Here is a 17769-nt window from a genome sequence, read left to right as displayed (position 1 = left end):
ACGGTGAGCGCACCGATCGTCATCGCGCTGCCCTTCACTAGTCTCTGGCTCGTGCAGAACAGTCCGGCCCGCCGAGTGCCCAGCCACGGAACCGATCTGTGGGGCGAGCGGTACGCCATCGATTTCATCGGAGTCGACGCCCGGCGGCGCACTGCGGCTCAGCGTGACTGGCGCACCGTCTTCGCCACGGAACCGGCGGAGCGATTCTTCGCTTTCGGCCGTGCGATTCTTTCGCCGGTCGACGGCATCGTCGTCGAGGTGCACGACGGTGAAATCGATCACGTGGCTCGGAGGTCTCAACTCGCGCTGGTGCCCTACGCGCTCGGCCAGAGCGCTCGGGTGCGTCGGGGCGTTGAAGCGATCGCTGGCAACTTTCTGACCGTCAAGTTAGACGGCCGTGAGGCATTTGTCGTGCTTGTTCATCTGCGCGCCGGCTCCATTCGTGTGTCGCCCGGCGAGAAGGTGACGACCGGTCAACCGATCGGAGAATGCGGAAACTCCGGCAACTCGACTCAGCCCCATCTGCATCTGCAGGTCATGGACAGCCCCGACCTCTCCCGCGCCAGCGGCCTGCCGATGCAGTTTCGCCGCTATCGCGAATCGGCGCGCGGCACCACTCATTTTCAGATCAGGGAGTCCGGGGTTCCGGCCGAGGGTGCGGTCGTTGAACCGCTGCATGTCGGTGTGGCGGAAAGTGGCCGGTGACCGTCCCGTCGGGGTAGACGGCCACCCCGACGAAGTACACACTTCCCGGTAGGAAACCTCTCAAAGGAGGAAGAAATGGACAACGAGACGATGGCACGAAGCGCCTACGACCATCTGAACGCCGGAGATATCGACAAATTCGGTGACCTTCTGGCCGACGATTTCATTGAGTACGAACTGACACCGGGTTTTGAACCGACGAAATCAGGAGTGAAGGATTTCTTCCGAATGCAAAAGGCAGCATTCCCTGACATGAAGATTGATGTTCAAGATGTCGTGGTGAGCGGCGAGAAAGTGGTCGTGCGGGCGAGATTCACCGGAACCAACCAGGGAGACTTCATGGGCATGGCGGCCTCGGGAAAGAGCGTCAACGTGCAGCTGATCGACATTTTTCGCGTCGGCAGCGACGGTCTCGTGCATGAGCATTGGGGGGTATATGACGCCCTGGGGATGATGCAGCAGATCGGTGCCGTTCCGGCGGGGCCTCCCGCAGAGTGACGTCGCTCAGTCGACAACCGCGGCGACGGCCTCGCGGCGTACATCTAGTCTGAAACAGATGAGCGACGACACAGAGACGACCCGGTCACCCGGCGAGGCGGCGGCGACGGGCCCCCACGGCCCGCTGAGCGTGACCGCGATTGACTATCGCGCCCTCACCGATCCGGTCGATCGGGCGGCGATGCGTGAGTACCGCCGCACGTCCCGGCTGAATGGCGCTGCCTGGGCGAAGGGAACCGTCGCGCGCTTCCTGGCTCTCGCCCTGATGGTGGTCATCGGCCTCGTCATTCTCGCCGTCGCCGCGGTCGCCCTCAGCGTGGCCACCGCGTTCTGGTCAGCGCAGCGGCTCTCGGCTGATTCCTCTGATTTCTCGGGAGGCTGGATGATCGGTCCTTTCATCGCGATTCCGCTGTTCATCGGGCTGGTGGCTGTGCTCATCGTCGTCAAGACGGTGCGCTCAGGGCCGCCGCTCGGAGACTGGGCGCGCTGGTATCGACTTGACCGTTTCGCCGTGGCGAACGGCTTGGTCGCCGAACCGCTCTCCCCCGGACTCTCGTACCCGGGGGCGATCTTTCGTCCGGGCAGCGATCGTGCCGGCTATGACCGCATCCACTCGAACGGTGGCCGCGTGCTCGACCTCGGCAACTACCGATTCACGACCCGGTCAGGTGACGATCGCACCATCCACAGCTGGGGTTATTTGGCGTTGCAACTCGATCGGCAGCTGCCTCATATGCTGCTCGACTCCCGTTCGAACAACGGACTGTTCGGTGCCATGAATCTGCCGATCAGCGTCGCGCGCAACCAAAAACTCCGTCTCGAAGGCGACTTCAACTCGCATTTCACGCTCTACTGCCCACACGAGTATGAGCCAGACGCACTGTATGTCTTCACGCCAGACCTGATGGCGCTGCTGATCGACAATGCCGGCAGCTTCGACGTCGAGATCATCGACGACTGGATGTTCATCTACTCCGCGAAACCCTTCGCGATGACGGATCCGCGCGTGCTTCACCGCCTGTTCAGCATCGTCAGCACGGTGGGCGCGAAGACACTCAAACAAACCGAACGCTACCGCGACGAACGGATGACTCGGGCCCATCTGAACACCCCTTGCGTCTCCGTTTCGGGGGATGAAAAGGTTGCGCCAGAGGGGCGGCGGTTGAAATACCGCTCGGGCTGGCTCGGCGCCGCATTCTTCGTCGCCTTCGCGCTGGTCTGGGCATGGGCGTTGATCAGCCGGAATTGATCAGCCGGCACTGATCGGGCAGCGTTGATCGGGCAGCGGAACGCCCCTCGCGCAACCGCGGCGTCGGTGAGACGATGACGCATGAGCACTTCATCCCCCACCCCGAATGTCGTTCTGATCACCGGCACTTCATCCGGCATCGGCCTGCACACTGCCCTCGTCGCCGCGCAAGCCGGTCACACCGTGGTGGCCACCATGCGCAACCTCGATCGTTCCGACACCCTGCGCGACGCCGCTTCGGCGCTCGGCGTGCGCCTCGACATCCGTCGTCTCGATGTGACAGAGCCGCAGTGGGTGACGGATGTCGTCGGTGATGTCGTCGGCGACCACGGCCGACTCGACGCCCTCGTCAACAACGCAGGGGCCGGCCATATCGGCACCATCGAGCACGAGAGCGGTGCCGATGTGCGCGAGGTGATGGAACTGAATTTCTTCGGCGCCGTCACCATGACGAGGGCCGCGCTCCCCCACCTCCGCGCCGCGCACGGGCGTCTGCTCTCGGTGACGAGCGTCGGTGGAATCGTCGGCCAGCCGTTCAACGAGGCCTACTGCGCCGCGAAGTTCGCTGTCGAAGGCTTCATGGAGAGCCTCGCCCCAGTGGCGGCAACGGCCGGCGTCTCGGTGACCGTCGTCGAACCGGCGGCCGTCGCCTCTGCCTTCGTCGAAAACGTGGGCTTCGACCGGGAGCGAACCCACCCGGCCGATGACCCGTATGCCGACGCCCTGCGGGCCTATGTCGCGCGCACGGAAACTGCGTTTGACAACGCACAGTCGGCTGAGGATGCCGGTCGATTCATCGCCGGGCTGCTCAGCGGAGACAGGCCACCGTTCCGAGTGCAGACCTCCGATGCCGCGCGCGCCTTCGTCGGGGTCAAGCTCGCCGACCTCGACGGTGGGGGCGTGCAGCGAATGACCGGGGCGTGGGTCAGCTGATCACGCTCCGTGCGCCACGTTCCCGTCGCACTGCTCAGTCACCGTTTGCCGCCCTCTCGTCCTCGCTCGGCAGCCCTGCCAGCACCGCGAGAATGGCCAGGCTGTAGGCATCTGCCGGGTCTGACCTGATGCAGTCGACCTGGACACCGCCGATGTCGATCTCCACGCGATACTGGTCATCGGCCAACCGCTCCAACGAGTGGAATCGGGGGCCGAGAAACTCGCGCAGCTGATCTTCACGGGGCAACCAGAGGGCATCCTCGAGCGCCAACGAATCGAGCGCCCATTCGGTGGTTCCGTTGAACCCGAGAATCGTTCCGGTATCGAACTCGTGTGACTCGATCGCCATGTCGCTGACCGTGAAGACGTCGGTCTCGAACTCGGGGCGCTCGATGCGAAAGAAGTCGCCGGATGCCGGTTGCCACGCCAATCCCGCGTGACGCAGGGACCTGGCCAGGTCGGAGGAGATCATGGCTCATTATCTGCGCGTGACGCCCGGCGCGAAAGAGCAGGTGTGCATTTTGCCGTCGAACTGGAGCAACGCCCCACTCAGGGCAGCGCCGCAACGCACGACGGCGTGGCCCCGGCTGCCCACTGGCAACGCGGTGACCACGCCGGTGTGAGGGGTGCTGCGGGTTAGCTGACGCCCAGCAGGTCGATCACGAAGATCAGGGTCTTGCCACCGAGGTGGTGACCCGAACCGGCGGGACCGTAGGCCAGGTGCGGAGGAACGACGAGCTTGCGGCGTCCGCCGACCTTCATTCCGGGGATACCCTGCTGCCAGCCGGCGATAAGCGAGCCGAGCGGAAAGTTGACCGACTGGCCGCGACCCCACGACGAGTCGAACTCGTCGCCGGTGTCGAACTCGACACCGAGGTAGTGCACGTCAACCTTGGCGCCGGGCGTCGCCTCTGCGCCGTCGCCCACCACGATGTCAACAATTTCGAGGGCCTCGGGCGCGGGACCCTCGGGGAAGTCAAGTTCAGGTTTTGAATTCAAATCAGTCATTGCACCATCCAAGCGGATTTCGTGACTTGACGCACATTGAAAAAGAAGTGCTTGCTTAATCGACCCCGGCGGGTGCACCCTTAAGTAAGACAAACCCGCCGCCCCGGATCGCTAGTCGGCAGTGCCACTCGACCGGACGGCGGGTTTTCTATTCCCTGGACACCAGCTCGGAATGAGCGGTTCCCACCGCTATTTCGCGGCGGCGAACATGACTCCCGGGTTGAGAATGCCCTGTGGGTCGAACACCGCTTTCAGCTGTCGCTGAAGCCCGAAGCTTGTCTCGCCGAGTTCGTCGATCAGCCAACGCTGTTTGAGAACACCGACACCGTGCTCGCCGGTCAGAGTACCGCCGAGTGCGAGAGCGGCCCTGAACAGTTCGTCGGCAGCCGCCCAGATGTGCTCGGGCACCAGCGGGGCATCCGCTGCCTTGTCAGGGTCGAAGGGAATCACAAAGTTAGGATGCAGATTTCCGTCGCCGGCATGAGCGACAGTCGGAATTGTCACGCCGGTTCGTTCACTGATCCGAGCGATCTCTTCGAACATCTCAGCCATCCGCGACCGCGGTACCGAGACATCCTCGATCAGAACCTCGCCCTGCGCGGCCAAGGCCGGGTGCATGGCGCGACGAATCGCGAGCAATTGCTCGCCCGATTCCCGATCGGTCGACAGTTCTGCGTCACCTCCGGCCTCACGCAGAATTCTCAGTGCGGCTTCGGCCTCGACGCGGGCCAGCGGGCCATCGGTCTGCAGCAACAGAAAAGCGCCGTGGCCGAGCGGCAAGCCCGCCATATTGTCAGGGCCGAGATAGCCGGCAATCGCCCGAAGCGCCGACGGGTCGAGCAGTTCCATCACAGCCGGACGCAGACGTGCGGCCGTGATCGAAGCGGATGCCGCGGCAGCGGAGGCAACGTCGGCAAACACCGCCCCAATTGTCGAGACCGCTCCGGTCGGACGTGCCGGGGTGCGCACCGTCGCGCCCACGATCACGCCGAGGGTTCCTTCTGAACCGGTGAACAGCGCGGTGAGGTCGTAGCCGGTGACGCCTTTCACACTGCGGTGCCCCATCTCAAGGAGGCTGCCGTCGGCCAGCACCACCGTCAGCGCCAGAACCGCTTCACGGGTCACGCCGTACTTGGCACAGAGCAGCCCGCCGGCGTTGGTGGCAATGTTTCCGCCGATCGTGGAGATGGCTTTGCTTGCCGGGTCTGGCGCAAACCACAGGCCGTGCGGGGCAAGCGCGTCATTCAAGTCTTGGTTGATGACCCCGGGCTCGACGACGGCGAGTTCGTCTTGTGGCCGGATCTCAAGGATGCGATTCATGCCGGCCAGACTGAGCACGATCGAGCCGTCGGTTCCGCACGCGCCTCCGGCCAGGCCGGTTCCCGCCCCCCGGGTGACGACCGGAACGCCGAACTCGCTGGCGATGCGCAGCGTGGTCTGCACCTGCAGGGCCGAGGTCGCTGCGACCAGGGCCAACGGCATCCCGAAGGCCTGCCAGCCCGACTTGTCGATGCGGGCGGCGGCGAGGTCGCCGGGATCGACACTGACGATAGCGCCGAGTTCGGCCTGCAGACGGTGAAGTGCGGTCATGCCATCATTCTTTCGGAAAACCCGGTGATCGAGGAGCGCCCGACGGAGTCGGCCGCGTCTCGATCACCGATATTTCGAGATCGGCTAGATCACGCCCTGCGCGAGCATGGCGTCTGCGACGCGGGTGAAGCCCGAGATGTTGGCGCCCAGCACGTAGTTGCCCGGCTCGCCATACTCCTCAGCCGTCGTCGCGCAGCTTTCGTGAATGCCGCGCATGATCTCGGCGAGGCGCTCCTCGGTGTGCTCGAAGGTCCAGGAGTCGCGCGATGCGTTCTGCTGCATTTCGAGAGCCGAGGTGGCGACACCACCGGCATTCGCGGCTTTGCCCGGTGCGAAGAGCACCGAAGCCTCGGTGAAGACACGCACGGCATCCGGCGTACAGGGCATGTTCGCGCCCTCGGCCACGGCGCGCACGCCGTTGGCGGCAAGAACGCGGGCGTCTTCTTCGTGCAGTTCGTTCTGGGTCGCGCACGGAAGCGCGACATCGATGCGTGTTTCAGCGGCGAGCGACCAGATGTTTCCACCGGCGCGGTACTCGGAGGCCGAGCCGCGAAGCGCCGCGTAGTCAGAGAGGCGACCGCGCTGGTTCTCTTTGACCTCCCGGAGCAGGTCGAGGTCGAGGCCATCCTTGTCGTAGACGACACCGGCCGAGTCGGAGCAGGCCACGACGACGCCGCCGAGCTGGTGCACCTTTTCGATGGCGTAGATCGCGACGTTTCCGGAACCGGAGACGAGCACCCGAGCGCCGTCGAAGCTTTCACCGCGGGTGGCGAGCATCTGCTCTGTGAAGAACACCGCACCGTAGCCGGTGGCCTCGGTGCGCGCACGGGATCCGCCCCAGCCGACACCCTTGCCGGTGAGCACACCGGACTCGTAGCGGTTGGTGATGCGCTTGTACTGGCCGAAGAGGTAGCCGATCTCGCGTCCGCCGACGCCGATGTCGCCGGCAGGGACATCCGTGTACTCGCCGATGTGGCGGTAGAGCTCAGTCATGAACGACTGGCAGAAGCGCATGATTTCGAGCTCTGACTTGCCCTTGGGGTCGAAGTCGCTGCCGCCCTTGCCGCCGCCGATGGGCATGCCGGTGAGCGCGTTCTTGAAGATCTGCTCGAAACCGAGGAATTTGACGGTGCCGAGAGTCACAGAGGGGTGAAAGCGCAGGCCGCCCTTGTACGGGCCGAGCGCCGAGTTGAACTCAACACGGAAGCCACGGTTGATCTGCACGCGGTTCGAGTCGTCGATCCACGGCACACGAAAAATGATCTGGCGTTCGGGCTCGCAGATGCGCTGCAGAATCGACGCATCGGCATACTGCGGGTGTCTGAGCACAACGCGTCCGAGGGATTCGAAGACCTCTCGTGTTGCCTGGTGAAATTCAACCTCACCGGCGTTACGCAGAAGTACTTCATCAAAGACGTGCTGGATTGCTGGATCAATCGTGCTCATATTTTGCATCTTTCTCGCAGTTTCAGAATTCCAGAGTACCGGCTACGCTCGCGCGCGATTGACTGCGGGTGCGCTCCGACGCCGCAGCTGATCTTGTACCTATGACACCAAGGGTTCGCCCGGTCTTTGCTCCTATTCCATAGGTTTAGCCTCAGCAGGTGCTCTAGCCTGGATAGGTGAAGTTTGCACATTTGAGAATCGAAGGCCAGTCTGTTCCCCGCCTTGCGGTCACCCAGGGCGACGGGGCCCTCTTTCTCGACGAGGTGCTTGATGACGCACCGCGCGATCTGCAGGACCTGCTCGACAAGGGTCCTGAAGAGTTCGACCGGGTGCGCGCGCTTGTCGCCAATGCGCTCGCGCACGGCACCAGCCTCACCCCGATTGAGGAGCTGAGGCACTCCTCAGCCGTTCTGCGCCCGCCGCAGATCATCGCGATCGGTGCCAACTACGCGGCCCACTCCTCCGAGCTGAAGCTGCGCTCCGAGACCGCCGCCACAATCTTCTCGCTCTGGCCGAACTCGCTCACCGGGCACGAATCAACCATCAGCTGGCCGGCTGACATCACCCAGGAGGTCGACTACGAGGCCGAGCTCGGTGTCATCATCGGTCGCCCGGCCCGCAACGTGTCGGTGGCCGACGCGCTCGACTATGTCTTCGGCTACACGGTCGTCAACGACATCACCGCGCGCAACCTTCAGTTCTCCGAAGCGCAGTGGTCACGCTGCAAGTCCTTCGATGGTTTCACCCCCACCGGCCCCGTCGTCGTCACCGCCGATGAGATCGGTGACCCGCAGGATGTCTGGCTGACCACCCACGTTGACGGGCGCATCCTGCAGGATGCCTCGAGCGGCGACATGGTGCGCACCGTCGCCGAGATCATCTCCTACCTCTCGAAGACCGCAACCTTGCTGCCCGGCACCCTCATCTCCACCGGCAGCCCGGGCGGAGCCGGCTACAGCCGCAAGCCGCAGGTGTTCTTGCGCGACGGCTCCACCGTCACGATCACCATCGACAAGATCGGCATGCTCACCACTCACTGCCGCGAGATCTAAGCCGCGCTTCTCCGGCGAGCTTGACACTTCGGGTCGAGTTTGCCTGGTGCGCCTGGGCAGGTCGACCGCAACGGTCAAGCTCGGCGGATCACAGCCGGCGTAGGATCGCCTCAACGCCGGCGACAGGCGGGAGTGGAGGCGGCGGGCGATGGTCAGCATCACGGTCGTGATCCCCTGCTTCAACGATGCGCCTTTTCTCGAGAGAGCTCTCGCCGCACTCGCCGTTCAAACGCGTCTGGCCGATGAAGTGATCGTTGTCGACAATGGGTCGACGGATGCCTCGGCGAGCGTTGCCCGCGCGGCAGGCGCTCGGCTGGTGAGCGAGCCGGTGCACGGCATCTGGCCGGCCGCTGCGGCTGGCTATGACGCGGCATCCGGTGACCTGATCGCCCGGATCGACGCGGATTCGGTTGTTCCAGGCGACTGGCTTGCCCAGATTGAGGCCGAGTTTCTGCGCTCTCCCGAGATCGACGTGCTGACCGGGCCCGGCCGGTTCTATGACTGCAGCCCGGTTGTCGCAGCTCTCGGTGAACATCTGTACATCGGCGGCTACTTCTGGTTCATGAGCTGGTGGCTCACCCAGCCGCCGATTTTCGGCTCCAATTTTGCGATGCGCAGGCAACTGTGGCGTGGTGTGCGCGAGCAGGTTCACCGCACGATACCGAATGTGCATGACGACCTCGACCTCAGCTACCACCTCGACCCGTCGGCAGTTGTGGTCTATCGATCGTCGCTTCGGGTTGGCATTTCGGCACGGCCGTTCAACAGCTTCTCTGGCTTTTTTCGGCGCATCGGTTGGGCGTTTCGCACCATGCAACTGCATTGGTCTGACGAATCGCCGCTCCGTCGTCGGCAGGCTCGGCGCGCTATGCGGGCAGGGCAGACCGGGCACATTGGGCAGGCCGGCCAGACCGCGCAAACTGGGCAGGCGGGGCTGGCCGGGACTGAGGCCGACGAACCGCCGCGCTCGCTCTCGTGAGGCAGTCGTCTGACGCGGCGCCTTCACTCAGCCTGCCTTCACTCAATCTGGGGACGCTCGACGATAGAGAGCGACGAGGTCGCGCGCGAGCTGGTGCGGAGTTGTCTCGCACGGGCTGTGCCCCGTCGAGTACTCCCGATAGTCAGCGCGGATCAGCGCGGCGAATTCCCGTTGCAGGCGGGTCGGCCAGAGATCGTGACTTCCCACCGCGACCAGCAGGGGCAGGCCGCTGACCGCCAACTCGACGCGCAGATCGGGGGCGTGCTTCATCAGACCGATGATGTCGTCGATGCTGCAACGCACCGTGTCGTCGAAACGCTCGCGCACGAGTGGCACTCGGCCGGGCGACGCGTGGTTGAGATTGCCCCTGACTCCCCAGATCAGCAGTCCGGCAATCGTGTGCGCCGGGATGACATAGCTCAGCGGCCCAATCCAACTCACCCCGCGAAAACTCTGCCCTGGCTGCGGCGGCATGCCGAGAAAGGCCAGCGACAGAAACAGCTCAGGCTGCGCCAGGTACGCCAGCTGAGCCACGAACCCGGCGAACGAGTAGCCGAGCACGTGCGCCGGCGCCTCGCCCGCGTTCAAGAAGGCCAGGAGGTCGCCCACGAAGAGGTCGTAGTCGTACGACAGACTCGGCTCAGGTCCGGCCCCCGCCGACTCGTATTGTCCGGCCAGGTCGTAGCTCTCGACGTAGTAGCCTGCCGCGACAAGCAGGGGTGCGACCAGCGTGAAATCTTCCTTCGAGCCCGTCGCGCCAGGCACGAGAACAACGCGCTCGTTGGCCGGGTCCCCGAAGGAGACAGCGGCAAGTGAGCCGCTCGGGGCCGCAAATCGAAAGCGGTGTGCTCCGGGAGGGAGCATCCGCCAATCGATGTCGGGCTGGGCACTGTCGAGGACCGCAGCCGACTCACTCTCGCCGTTCGTCGTCCGGCGAAAGCGTCGTCGCTCCCAGGTAGTCACGGATTCAGGCTACGCCTGCCTCTCTGTTCGCGCTTCGGCGCGGACAGAGAGGCACTGCACTGCGAGAAAGGAGCTGCGGGGCGACGAAGTCATCGGTTCGTCGCCCCGCCCGCTCGGCATGACGTGACGTGCTGATCGCTATTCGATGATCGGGATGGCGCTGGTCCCGGTGTCGGTGACCATGCCGGAGAGGCGGGCCGGCTCAAGCTCCCGCATCACGTCTTCGCGGGTCATCAGCTTCGACTCGACGACCAGGTCGGCCACGTTGCGGCCGGTGAGCAGCGCCGTCTTCGCCAGCGCCGCGGCAGCCGAGTAGCCGATGTGCGGGATCAGCGCGGTGATCACACCGACACTCGAGCCGACCATGGCCTGCAAGCGGTCTTCGTTGGCGGTGATTCCGTCGATGCAGTTCACCCGCAGGGTCCACATGGCCTGTGTCATCCAGGCCAGGCTCTGCAGCAGCGAGTGTGCAATCACCGGCTCGAAGGCGTTCAGCTGCAGCTGGCCGCCCTCTGCGGCCATCGTCACCGTGACATCCGCTCCGGCGACGGCGAACGCCACCTGGTTGACGACCTCGGGAATGACCGGGTTGACCTTGCCAGGCATGATGCTCGAACCGGCCTGCTTGGGCGGCAGGTTGATCTCCCCGAACCCGGCCTGCGGGCCAGACGAGAGCAGACGCAGGTCGTTGCAGATCTTCGACAGCTTGATCGCGCTGCGCTTGAGGTTGGCGCTGAACGACATGAAGCCGCCGGCATCGCTCGTCGACTCGATCAGGTCGGGTGCGGTGACGAGGTCGAGGCCGGTGATGGTGTTGAGGTGACGGATGGCGGCGGCCGCGTACCCAGGGTCGGCGGTGATGCCGGTGCCGATTGCCGTCGCGCCGAGGTTGATTTCGGCCAACAGCCAAATCGTCTCGGTGAGGCGGTCGTAGTCTTCGCCGAGCGTCGTCGCGTAGCCGTGGAATTCCTGGCCGAGCGTCATCGGCACGGCATCCTGCATCTGGGTGCGGCCGACCTTCAGAATGTGGTTGAACTCGACGGCTTTGGCCGAGAACGAGCCCTGCAGCAACTTGAGTTCACGCAGCAGGTGCTGCAGCGAGAAATTGAGCGCGATCTTGATCGCGGTCGGGTACGTGTCGTTGGTCGACTGGCTGCGGTTGACATGGTCGATCGGGCTGAGGATGTCGTAACGCCCCTTGGCGTACCCGGCGCGTTCGAGCGCGAGGTTGCAGATGACCTCGTTGGCGTTCATGTTCGTCGAGGTTCCGGCACCACCCTGGATGACGCCGACGACGAATTCGTCGTGGTACTTGCCCTCGATGATGTCTTGGCAGGCCGCGTCGATCCAGCCGGCCTTCTCCGGGCTCAGAGCGCCGATCTCCTTGTTCGCGCGGGCACAGGCCTGCTTGACCGAGGCGAGGGCGACGATGAAGTCGGGGTAGACCGAGATCGGCCGCTTGGCGATCGGAAAGTTGTCCATCGCGCGCTTGGTGTGCACGCCCCAATAGGCGTTCTCGGGAACCTCGAGAGCGCCGAGTGAATCCCGTTCGAGCCGAAACCCGGGTCGGGCCACCTCGGCATCGACTGCCGGTGTGGGAGTTGGATCGATGATTTCCGACTGCGCTGACGGATTTTCGGACACGCGAGTTGACACTATGGCTCCATTGCCGAGGGGGGTGAGCTTGTGGCTCCTGACCCTTCAACCTTATCGCGGGCACCTGAACGTTGCCGAGGCCGCAGCGTGCTGTGGCGCACCGTTGGCGCGCGAAAACGCCGCCAGACGCACAGATCGTGCGCGGCTGGCGGCGTTGTCCGACAGAATGACCTCCGGAGCGCGAGTGCCGGCGTTGCCGTGACCGGCGAACGCGAGCGCTCCAGAACGAACTCGAGTGTTACAAGACGAACGCAAACGGTGCGAGAGCCAGACCGAGCCCGACAATCAGCAATCCGATCAGCACCCACCCTGCGATCATCACGGAGTTCAGCACAATGCCCCAGATGGCCATTGTGCGGTTGGCCGGCTCCCGGCTGAGCGCCATGATTCCGGTGACCAACCCGGCGACGGGGGCGAAGAAGGTCCAGCCGGCGAAGATCGACACGAGGCCGAGCACGAGGCTCGAGAGGCCGAGTGCGCGTCCCTCTGTCAGGGGCGCGGCAGCGGGGCGGGGAGTCTGGCTCCAGGCCGGGCCCGGAGTCTGCCCCGGAGCCTGACCTGACTCCGGTGCATATCCCTGCCCGGATTCCGGTGCGGGTGCCTGCGCGGGAGCGGGGTAGGCGGCTGTGGGTGACATGAGAGTGTTCTCCTGAATCGTCTGAATCGTTGAGGGAGCTGCGAGTGCAACGTGCTCACAACATTACGGATGCGTGTGCGACCCCGGCATGGGGCTAGCCCCCGGATCCGTGGTCGGCTTCTCCCCCGCATCCGCCTTAACGACTCGCGCGTGCGCTCAAATTGTCGCCTGCCCTGGGCAGAGCCGACGATCTGAGCGCACGCGCTGAGAAACGTGACGGCTAGAAGCCGAGCGTCGCCTCGATCGGACCACGCACGAAGTAGATCAGGAAGCCGACGGCGACCACCCAGAGCAGCGGGCTGATCTCCTTGGCCTTGCCCGAGAGCGAGCGCACGAGCACGTAGCTGATGAAGCCGGCCCCGATGCCGTTCGCGATCGAGTAGGTGAGCGGCATCACGGTGATCGTGAGGAACACCGGCAGCACGATTGAGAACTCGCTGAAGTCGATGAAGCGAATCTGCGACACCATCAACGCACCGACGATGACCAGTGCCGCGCTGGCCACTTCGAGCGGAACGATCTGGGTGAGCGGCGTGAAGAACATCGCAGCGAGAAACAGCAATCCGGTGACGATGTTCGCAAACCCGGTGCGAGCACCTTCGCCGATGCCGGCTCCGGACTCCACGAAGACGGTGTTCGACGAAGCGGATGCCGCGCCACCGGCGACAGCGCCGATGCCTTCCACGATCAGCGCCGACTTCAGGCGAGGGAAATTGCCCTTCTTGTCGGCGAGCCCTGACTCGTTGGCGAGACCGGTCATGGTGCCCATGGCGTCGAAGAAGTTCGTGAAGACCAGGGTGAAGATGAGCATGACGGCCGCGAGCACGCCGATTCGTTCGAACGCACCGAAGCTGAACTGGCCGACCAGGCTGAGGTCAGGCACCGAGACGATGCTCGTCGGCAGAACGGGAGCGTTGAGGTTCCAGCCTGCCGGGTTGGTTCCCAGCGACGGCCCGACCTTGAAGATGGCTTCGAGGATAATCGCGATGATCGTCGTTGCGACGATGCCGACCAGCAGAGCGGCCTTCACCTTGCGAGCGATCAGCACGCCGATGATGATGAGCCCGATCACGAAGGTGGCTGTCGGAAGCGTGGCGACCGAACCGTGGTCACCGAGCTGCACCGGGGGCGATGCAACTCCGCTGGAGCGCACGAACCCGGAGTTGACCAGTCCGATGAAGGCGATGAACATGCCGATACCGACGGTGATGGCAATCTTCAACTGCTGGGGTACGGCGTTGAAGATCAGCGAGCGGAGCCCGGTCGAGGCCAGCAGAACGATGATCAGACCGTTGATGATGACGAGGCCCATGGCTTCGGGCCAGGTGACCTGCCCGACGACGCTGACGGCCAGGAAGGAGTTGATGCCGAGCCCGGCCGCAAAGCCGAACGGCAGACGAGCGACGAGACCGAAGAGGATGGTCATGACGCCGGCGGTCAGGGCGGTGACAGCCGCGACCTGAGCGTTCGGCAACCAGTCGCCGTTGACGTCGAGCGGCGCCTGGTCGGCGCTGAAGCCACCGAGGATCAACGGGTTGAGGATAACGATGTAGGCCATGGTGACGAAGGTCACCAGACCGCCGCGCACCTCCTTGCCCCAGGTTGACCCGCGTGAGCTGATCTCGAAGTAGTTGTCGATCCGGGCCTTCATGCCCGATTTCGGCGCTGCCGGGGACGTTGGGGTTTGTGTACTGGAAATGATTTTCTCCTGGGCCAGTTCGGCGGATTCTCAGGGAATAAGTCTAAAGGCTCTGGCGCGTCTCACTCGCCAAGGTGTATGCGCGGCACGGCGCCCGCTCTCGCGGCTACTACGATCGGCAAGGATCTAAATCGAATTGGAACGAGGAACTATGGCGCTGCCCTGGAAACTGCACGGCGACGGTAAGACTGTCGGAGTATCGGATGTTGTCGCACCCGACGAAAGAATGACCTGGCCGCGCACCATCGGAATCGGCGCTCAGCACGTCGTCGCGATGTTCGGCGCCACCTTTCTCGTGCCGATTCTCACCGACTTCCCCCCGTCGACGACGCTGCTGTTCTCCGGTATCGGCACCCTGCTCTTTCTGCTGATCACGCGCAACAAGCTGCCCAGCTACCTGGGCTCCTCATTCGCGTTCATCGCGCCGATCACCGCGGCCACCGCGACGGCCGGCATGGGAAGCGCCCTGTTCGGCATCGTCGTCGTCGGCGCACTGCTGGCCATCGTCGGTGTGATCGTGCAACTCACCGGCACCGGCTGGATCGACGCGCTGATGCCTCCCGTCGTCGCCGGCGCGATCGTGGCCCTGATCGGGTTCAACCTGGCTCCCGCGGCCAAGGACAACTTCGACAAGGCGCCGCTCACCGCGCTGATCACGCTTCTCGCCGTCATCCTGTGCACCGTCATTTTCCGCGGCATCCTGGGTCGACTATCGATCTTCCTCGGCGTGATCGTCGGCTACATTGCCGCAGTGATGTTCGGCGAAGTCGACTTCAGCAGCATCGCGGATGCCGCGTGGTTCGGATTCCCCGAGTTCAATTCACCAGACAACCCGTTTGTGAACCCCGCAGTTCTCGGTGTTCTCCCGGCGTTCCTTCCCGTTGTGCTCGTGCTGATTGCCGAGAACGTCGGTCACATCAAGGGCGTCGCCCAGATGACCGACCCGAGCGTCAACAAGCAGACCGGACGCGCTCTGATGGCCGACGGCCTGGCCACAGTGCTCGCCGGTTTCGGCGGAGGTTCGGCCACGACGACCTACGGCGAGAACATCGGCGTGATGGCGGCCACGCGCATCTACTCGACGGCTGCCTACTGGGTGGCCGGTATCGTCGCAATCGCCCTGGGCCTCTCGCCCAAGGTCGGCGCGGTCATCAACACGATTCCGCCGGGAGTGCTCGGCGGCGTCACGACCGCCCTGTACGGCCTGATCGGCATCATCGGTGTGAAGATCTGGCTCGACAACAAAGTCGATTTCTCGCGCCCGGTGAACCAGTTCACCGCTGCAACGGCATTGATCATCGGTATCGCGAACTTCACGTTCAACATCGGAACGCTGACCTTCAACGGCATCGCACTCGGCACGATCGCGGCCATCGTGATCTACCACCTGATGAATTGGGTCGGCCGCCTGCGCGGAACGCTATAGCGTCTCTCGCGCATCGCAATCGGCCCGCTCACCCTTCGCAGGTGGGCGGGCCGTTGTGCGTTCTGCAGCGGATGCCCACGTCCGCGTCACGCGGGTCGGGTGCCATTACGCCGGTTGGCGCCAACCCGCGCGGCGGCACTCGACCAGCGCGACGCCATTTGGTTGATCGAGGAGGCCGCCCGCGATCGGGTCGAGACCTCGCGAGCCGATGTTCGAACTCAACCCGAGTTCAAGGATTGGCTCGCGAGATCTCGAGACGCGTGCTCGCACGCTCGCGCGCTCCTCGATCAACGAAATGGCCCACATGCCTCATAGATCAACGAGACGGCCGCGCCGATAGACGACAACGGCCCGCACACCCTGTTCAGGGGCGTGCGGGCCGTATGCGTCGAGCAACCTAGCCGTGCAGGGCCGGCACGATCAAGTAGATGCCGTAGAGCACCGCGGCACCGCAGACCGCGAAGCAGAGGTACGCGCCCAACGAGGCGAGGCGCTTCTGCATGTCGCTGAGCGGGTTGGCCGCCCTCGCCTTGCGCGCACGCTTGGCCTCCTTCGCGGCACGAGCCGGGGAGAGAATCGTGATGGCACCGGTGAATTCAGCCGGCTCCACCATGGGAATGCGACCGGCCGTCGTGAGCAATCGCAGACCGAGCGAGAAGAAGAACACGATCACGCAGGCGGAAACCAACGTGACTACTGCCACCAGGAGGAAGGCGATCACCTCGTTCATGATGCAACCTTCTTCCGGTCGCTGCGCGACGGCTTGCGGGGCGTTTTCCTGATCTTCACAACCCGGCCGGCGTCATCGATGTCGTTGACGTTCACCGCATTGTTGTGTGAGACCCGCTCCTTGCGCGACCAGAGGAAGATTCCCACGATCACGATGGTGCCGAGCACGGCGTCGAGAATGATTCCGATCGTGCCGAATGAGGCCAGACCCGCGGCGAACGCGCCCATGATGGCTGATGCCGGAAGAGTGAGCACCCAGCCGAGAGCGATCTTGCCGGCCATTCCCCAGCGCACGGTCGAACCGCGACGGCCGAGGCCGGAGCCGATCACCGATCCGGAGGCGACCTGCGTGGTCGAGAGGGCGAATCCGAGGTGGCTTGACGCGAGAATCGCGGCGGCCGTGCTGGTCTCCGCAGCGAAGCCCTGGGCCGGCTTGACCTCGGTCAGGCCGCTTCCCATCGTGCGGATGATGCGCCATCCGCCCGAGTACGTTCCGATCGCGATCGCGAGCGCACAGGAGGCGATGACCCAGAACTGAACGGGCGAACCCACAGCCTGGAAACCACCGGCGATCAGGGTGAGAGTGATCACACCCATCGTCTTCTGCGCATCGTTGGTGCCGTGCGCCAGGGCGACGAGCGACGACGAGAAGATCTGCGCGTAGCGGAAGCCGCCGCGACCGTCTGGCTTGCCGATGTCACGCCGGGTGACCGCGTAGGCGATCTTCGTGGCAGCGAAGGCGGCGAGACCGGCGATGACCGGTGCGATCAGCGCCGGCAGGATGACCTTGGTCACGACGACATCGAAGTTCACCGCCCCGATTCCGACACCGATGATTGCCGCGCCGATCAGTCCACCGAACAAGGCGTGGCTGGAGCTTGACGGCAGGCCACGCAGCCAGGTGATCAGGTTCCAGACAATCGCGCCGATCAGACCCGCGAAGATGAGCTCCGGGGTGATACTGACCCCGCCCTCGCCCTCGTTGATCAGCCCGTTCGAGATGGTCGTTGCGACCGCTGTCGAGAGGAAAGCACCAACCAGGTTGAGGATTGCTGCGACGGTAACTGCAACCTTCGGTCGCATGGCGCCGGTGGCGATGGGCGTTGCCATCGCATTCGCGGTGTCATGAAATCCGTTGGTGAAGTCAAATACAAGTGCCAGTACGATGACCAGCACGACGATGAGGGTGAAGTCCACCG

Annotated in this window: 18 protein-coding genes; 8 read left to right on the top strand and 10 right to left on the bottom strand. The window is 64.3% G+C overall.

The window, feature by feature from the left end; translation table 11 throughout:
• Positions 1 to 3: 3 nt before the first annotated feature.
• The 4 genes from ABD791_RS20185 to ABD791_RS20170 all read left to right on the top strand — a co-directional run bounded on the left by ABD791_RS20185 (position 4) and on the right by ABD791_RS20170 (position 3385).
• On the top strand, positions 4 to 705 hold the full coding sequence (locus tag ABD791_RS20185) for a M23 family metallopeptidase (protein ID WP_345069681.1): 702 nt from the start codon (positions 4 to 6) through the stop codon (positions 703 to 705).
• Between the two features lie 75 nt (positions 706 to 780).
• Complete coding sequence (locus tag ABD791_RS20180) at positions 781 to 1203, top strand: ester cyclase (protein ID WP_345069679.1); 423 nt, start codon at positions 781 to 783, stop codon at positions 1201 to 1203.
• 58 nt (positions 1204 to 1261) lie between these two features.
• A complete protein-coding gene (locus ABD791_RS20175) occupies positions 1262 to 2452 on the top strand; it encodes a hypothetical protein (RefSeq protein WP_345069678.1) in 1191 nt (396 codons plus the stop codon).
• Between the two features lie 81 nt (positions 2453 to 2533).
• A complete protein-coding gene (locus ABD791_RS20170; protein WP_345069677.1) occupies positions 2534 to 3385 on the top strand; it encodes an SDR family NAD(P)-dependent oxidoreductase in 852 nt (283 codons plus the stop codon).
• Between the two features lie 34 nt (positions 3386 to 3419).
• Here the strand turns inward: ABD791_RS20170 and ABD791_RS20165 are convergent, their stop codons facing one another.
• Positions 3420 to 3857 carry a hypothetical protein gene (locus ABD791_RS20165; protein ID WP_345069676.1) on the bottom strand — a complete coding sequence of 146 codons (438 nt, stop codon included), beginning with the start codon at positions 3855 to 3857 and terminating at the stop codon, positions 3420 to 3422.
• On the opposite strand from ABD791_RS20165, the gene ABD791_RS20160 reads away from it, so the two are divergent.
• Positions 3856 to 4008, top strand: a complete 153-nt coding sequence (locus ABD791_RS20160; protein ID WP_345069675.1) for a hypothetical protein — start codon at positions 3856 to 3858, stop codon at positions 4006 to 4008. The genes ABD791_RS20165 and ABD791_RS20160 overlap by 2 nt on opposite strands.
• Before the next feature lie 13 nt (positions 4009 to 4021).
• Here the strand turns inward: ABD791_RS20160 and ABD791_RS20155 are convergent, their stop codons facing one another.
• From ABD791_RS20155 to gdhA, 3 genes are all read right to left on the bottom strand, one after another.
• Positions 4022 to 4393 carry an FKBP-type peptidyl-prolyl cis-trans isomerase gene (locus tag ABD791_RS20155; protein WP_345069674.1) on the bottom strand — a complete coding sequence of 124 codons (372 nt, stop codon included), beginning with the start codon at positions 4391 to 4393 and terminating at the stop codon, positions 4022 to 4024.
• Between the two features lie 189 nt (positions 4394 to 4582).
• Entirely contained in the window at positions 4583 to 5983 is a 1401-nt protein-coding gene (locus ABD791_RS20150; protein ID WP_345069673.1) for an FAD-binding oxidoreductase, read from the bottom strand.
• 84 nt (positions 5984 to 6067) lie between these two features.
• Positions 6068 to 7429 carry an NADP-specific glutamate dehydrogenase gene (gdhA, locus tag ABD791_RS20145; protein ID WP_345069672.1) on the bottom strand — a complete coding sequence of 454 codons (1362 nt, stop codon included), beginning with the start codon at positions 7427 to 7429 and terminating at the stop codon, positions 6068 to 6070.
• A gap of 176 nt (positions 7430 to 7605) precedes the next feature.
• On the opposite strand from gdhA, the gene ABD791_RS20140 reads away from it, so the two are divergent.
• Positions 7606 to 8481: a fumarylacetoacetate hydrolase family protein gene (locus tag ABD791_RS20140; protein WP_345069671.1), complete on the top strand. Its 876-nt coding sequence runs from the start codon at positions 7606 to 7608 to the stop codon at positions 8479 to 8481.
• A 148-nt stretch (positions 8482 to 8629) separates the two neighbouring features.
• Positions 8630 to 9460 carry a glycosyltransferase family A protein gene (locus ABD791_RS20135; protein ID WP_345069670.1) on the top strand — a complete coding sequence of 277 codons (831 nt, stop codon included), beginning with the start codon at positions 8630 to 8632 and terminating at the stop codon, positions 9458 to 9460.
• A gap of 42 nt (positions 9461 to 9502) precedes the next feature.
• Here the strand turns inward: ABD791_RS20135 and ABD791_RS20130 are convergent, their stop codons facing one another.
• The 4 genes from ABD791_RS20130 to ABD791_RS20115 form a co-directional block, all read right to left on the bottom strand.
• Complete coding sequence (locus ABD791_RS20130; protein ID WP_345069669.1) at positions 9503 to 10423, bottom strand: alpha/beta fold hydrolase; 921 nt, start codon at positions 10421 to 10423, stop codon at positions 9503 to 9505.
• 138 nt (positions 10424 to 10561) lie between these two features.
• On the bottom strand, positions 10562 to 11998 hold the full coding sequence (locus ABD791_RS20125) for an aspartate ammonia-lyase (protein WP_345069790.1): 1437 nt from the start codon (positions 11996 to 11998) through the stop codon (positions 10562 to 10564).
• Positions 11999 to 12317: 319 nt separating this feature from the next.
• Complete coding sequence (locus tag ABD791_RS20120; protein ID WP_345069668.1) at positions 12318 to 12716, bottom strand: DUF4190 domain-containing protein; 399 nt, start codon at positions 12714 to 12716, stop codon at positions 12318 to 12320.
• A gap of 220 nt (positions 12717 to 12936) precedes the next feature.
• Positions 12937 to 14367, bottom strand: coding sequence for an NCS2 family permease (locus ABD791_RS20115; protein ID WP_345069667.1), 1431 nt, complete (start codon positions 14365 to 14367; stop codon positions 12937 to 12939).
• Positions 14368 to 14566: 199 nt separating this feature from the next.
• On the opposite strand from ABD791_RS20115, the gene ABD791_RS20110 reads away from it, so the two are divergent.
• The gene (locus ABD791_RS20110) at positions 14567 to 15841 is read left to right on the top strand and encodes a uracil-xanthine permease family protein (RefSeq protein ID WP_345069788.1); all 1275 of its coding nucleotides are present in this window, start codon (positions 14567 to 14569) and stop codon (positions 15839 to 15841) included.
• A 397-nt stretch (positions 15842 to 16238) separates the two neighbouring features.
• On the opposite strand, the gene ABD791_RS20105 is transcribed toward ABD791_RS20110, so the two are convergent.
• The gene (locus tag ABD791_RS20105) at positions 16239 to 16571 is read right to left on the bottom strand and encodes a peptidase (RefSeq protein ID WP_345069666.1); all 333 of its coding nucleotides are present in this window, start codon (positions 16569 to 16571) and stop codon (positions 16239 to 16241) included.
• Positions 16568 to 17767, bottom strand: coding sequence for an inorganic phosphate transporter (locus ABD791_RS20100; protein WP_345069665.1), 1200 nt, complete (start codon positions 17765 to 17767; stop codon positions 16568 to 16570). The genes ABD791_RS20105 and ABD791_RS20100 overlap by 4 nt, the downstream gene beginning before the upstream one ends.
• Positions 17768 to 17769: the final 2 nt, after the last annotated feature.

The organism is Glaciibacter kafniensis (assembly GCF_039538945.1).
GTDB classification, from domain to species: Bacteria; Actinomycetota; Actinomycetes; order Actinomycetales; family Microbacteriaceae; genus Cryobacterium; species Cryobacterium kafniensis.
This window is presented reverse-complemented; position numbering and strand designations above follow the sequence as displayed.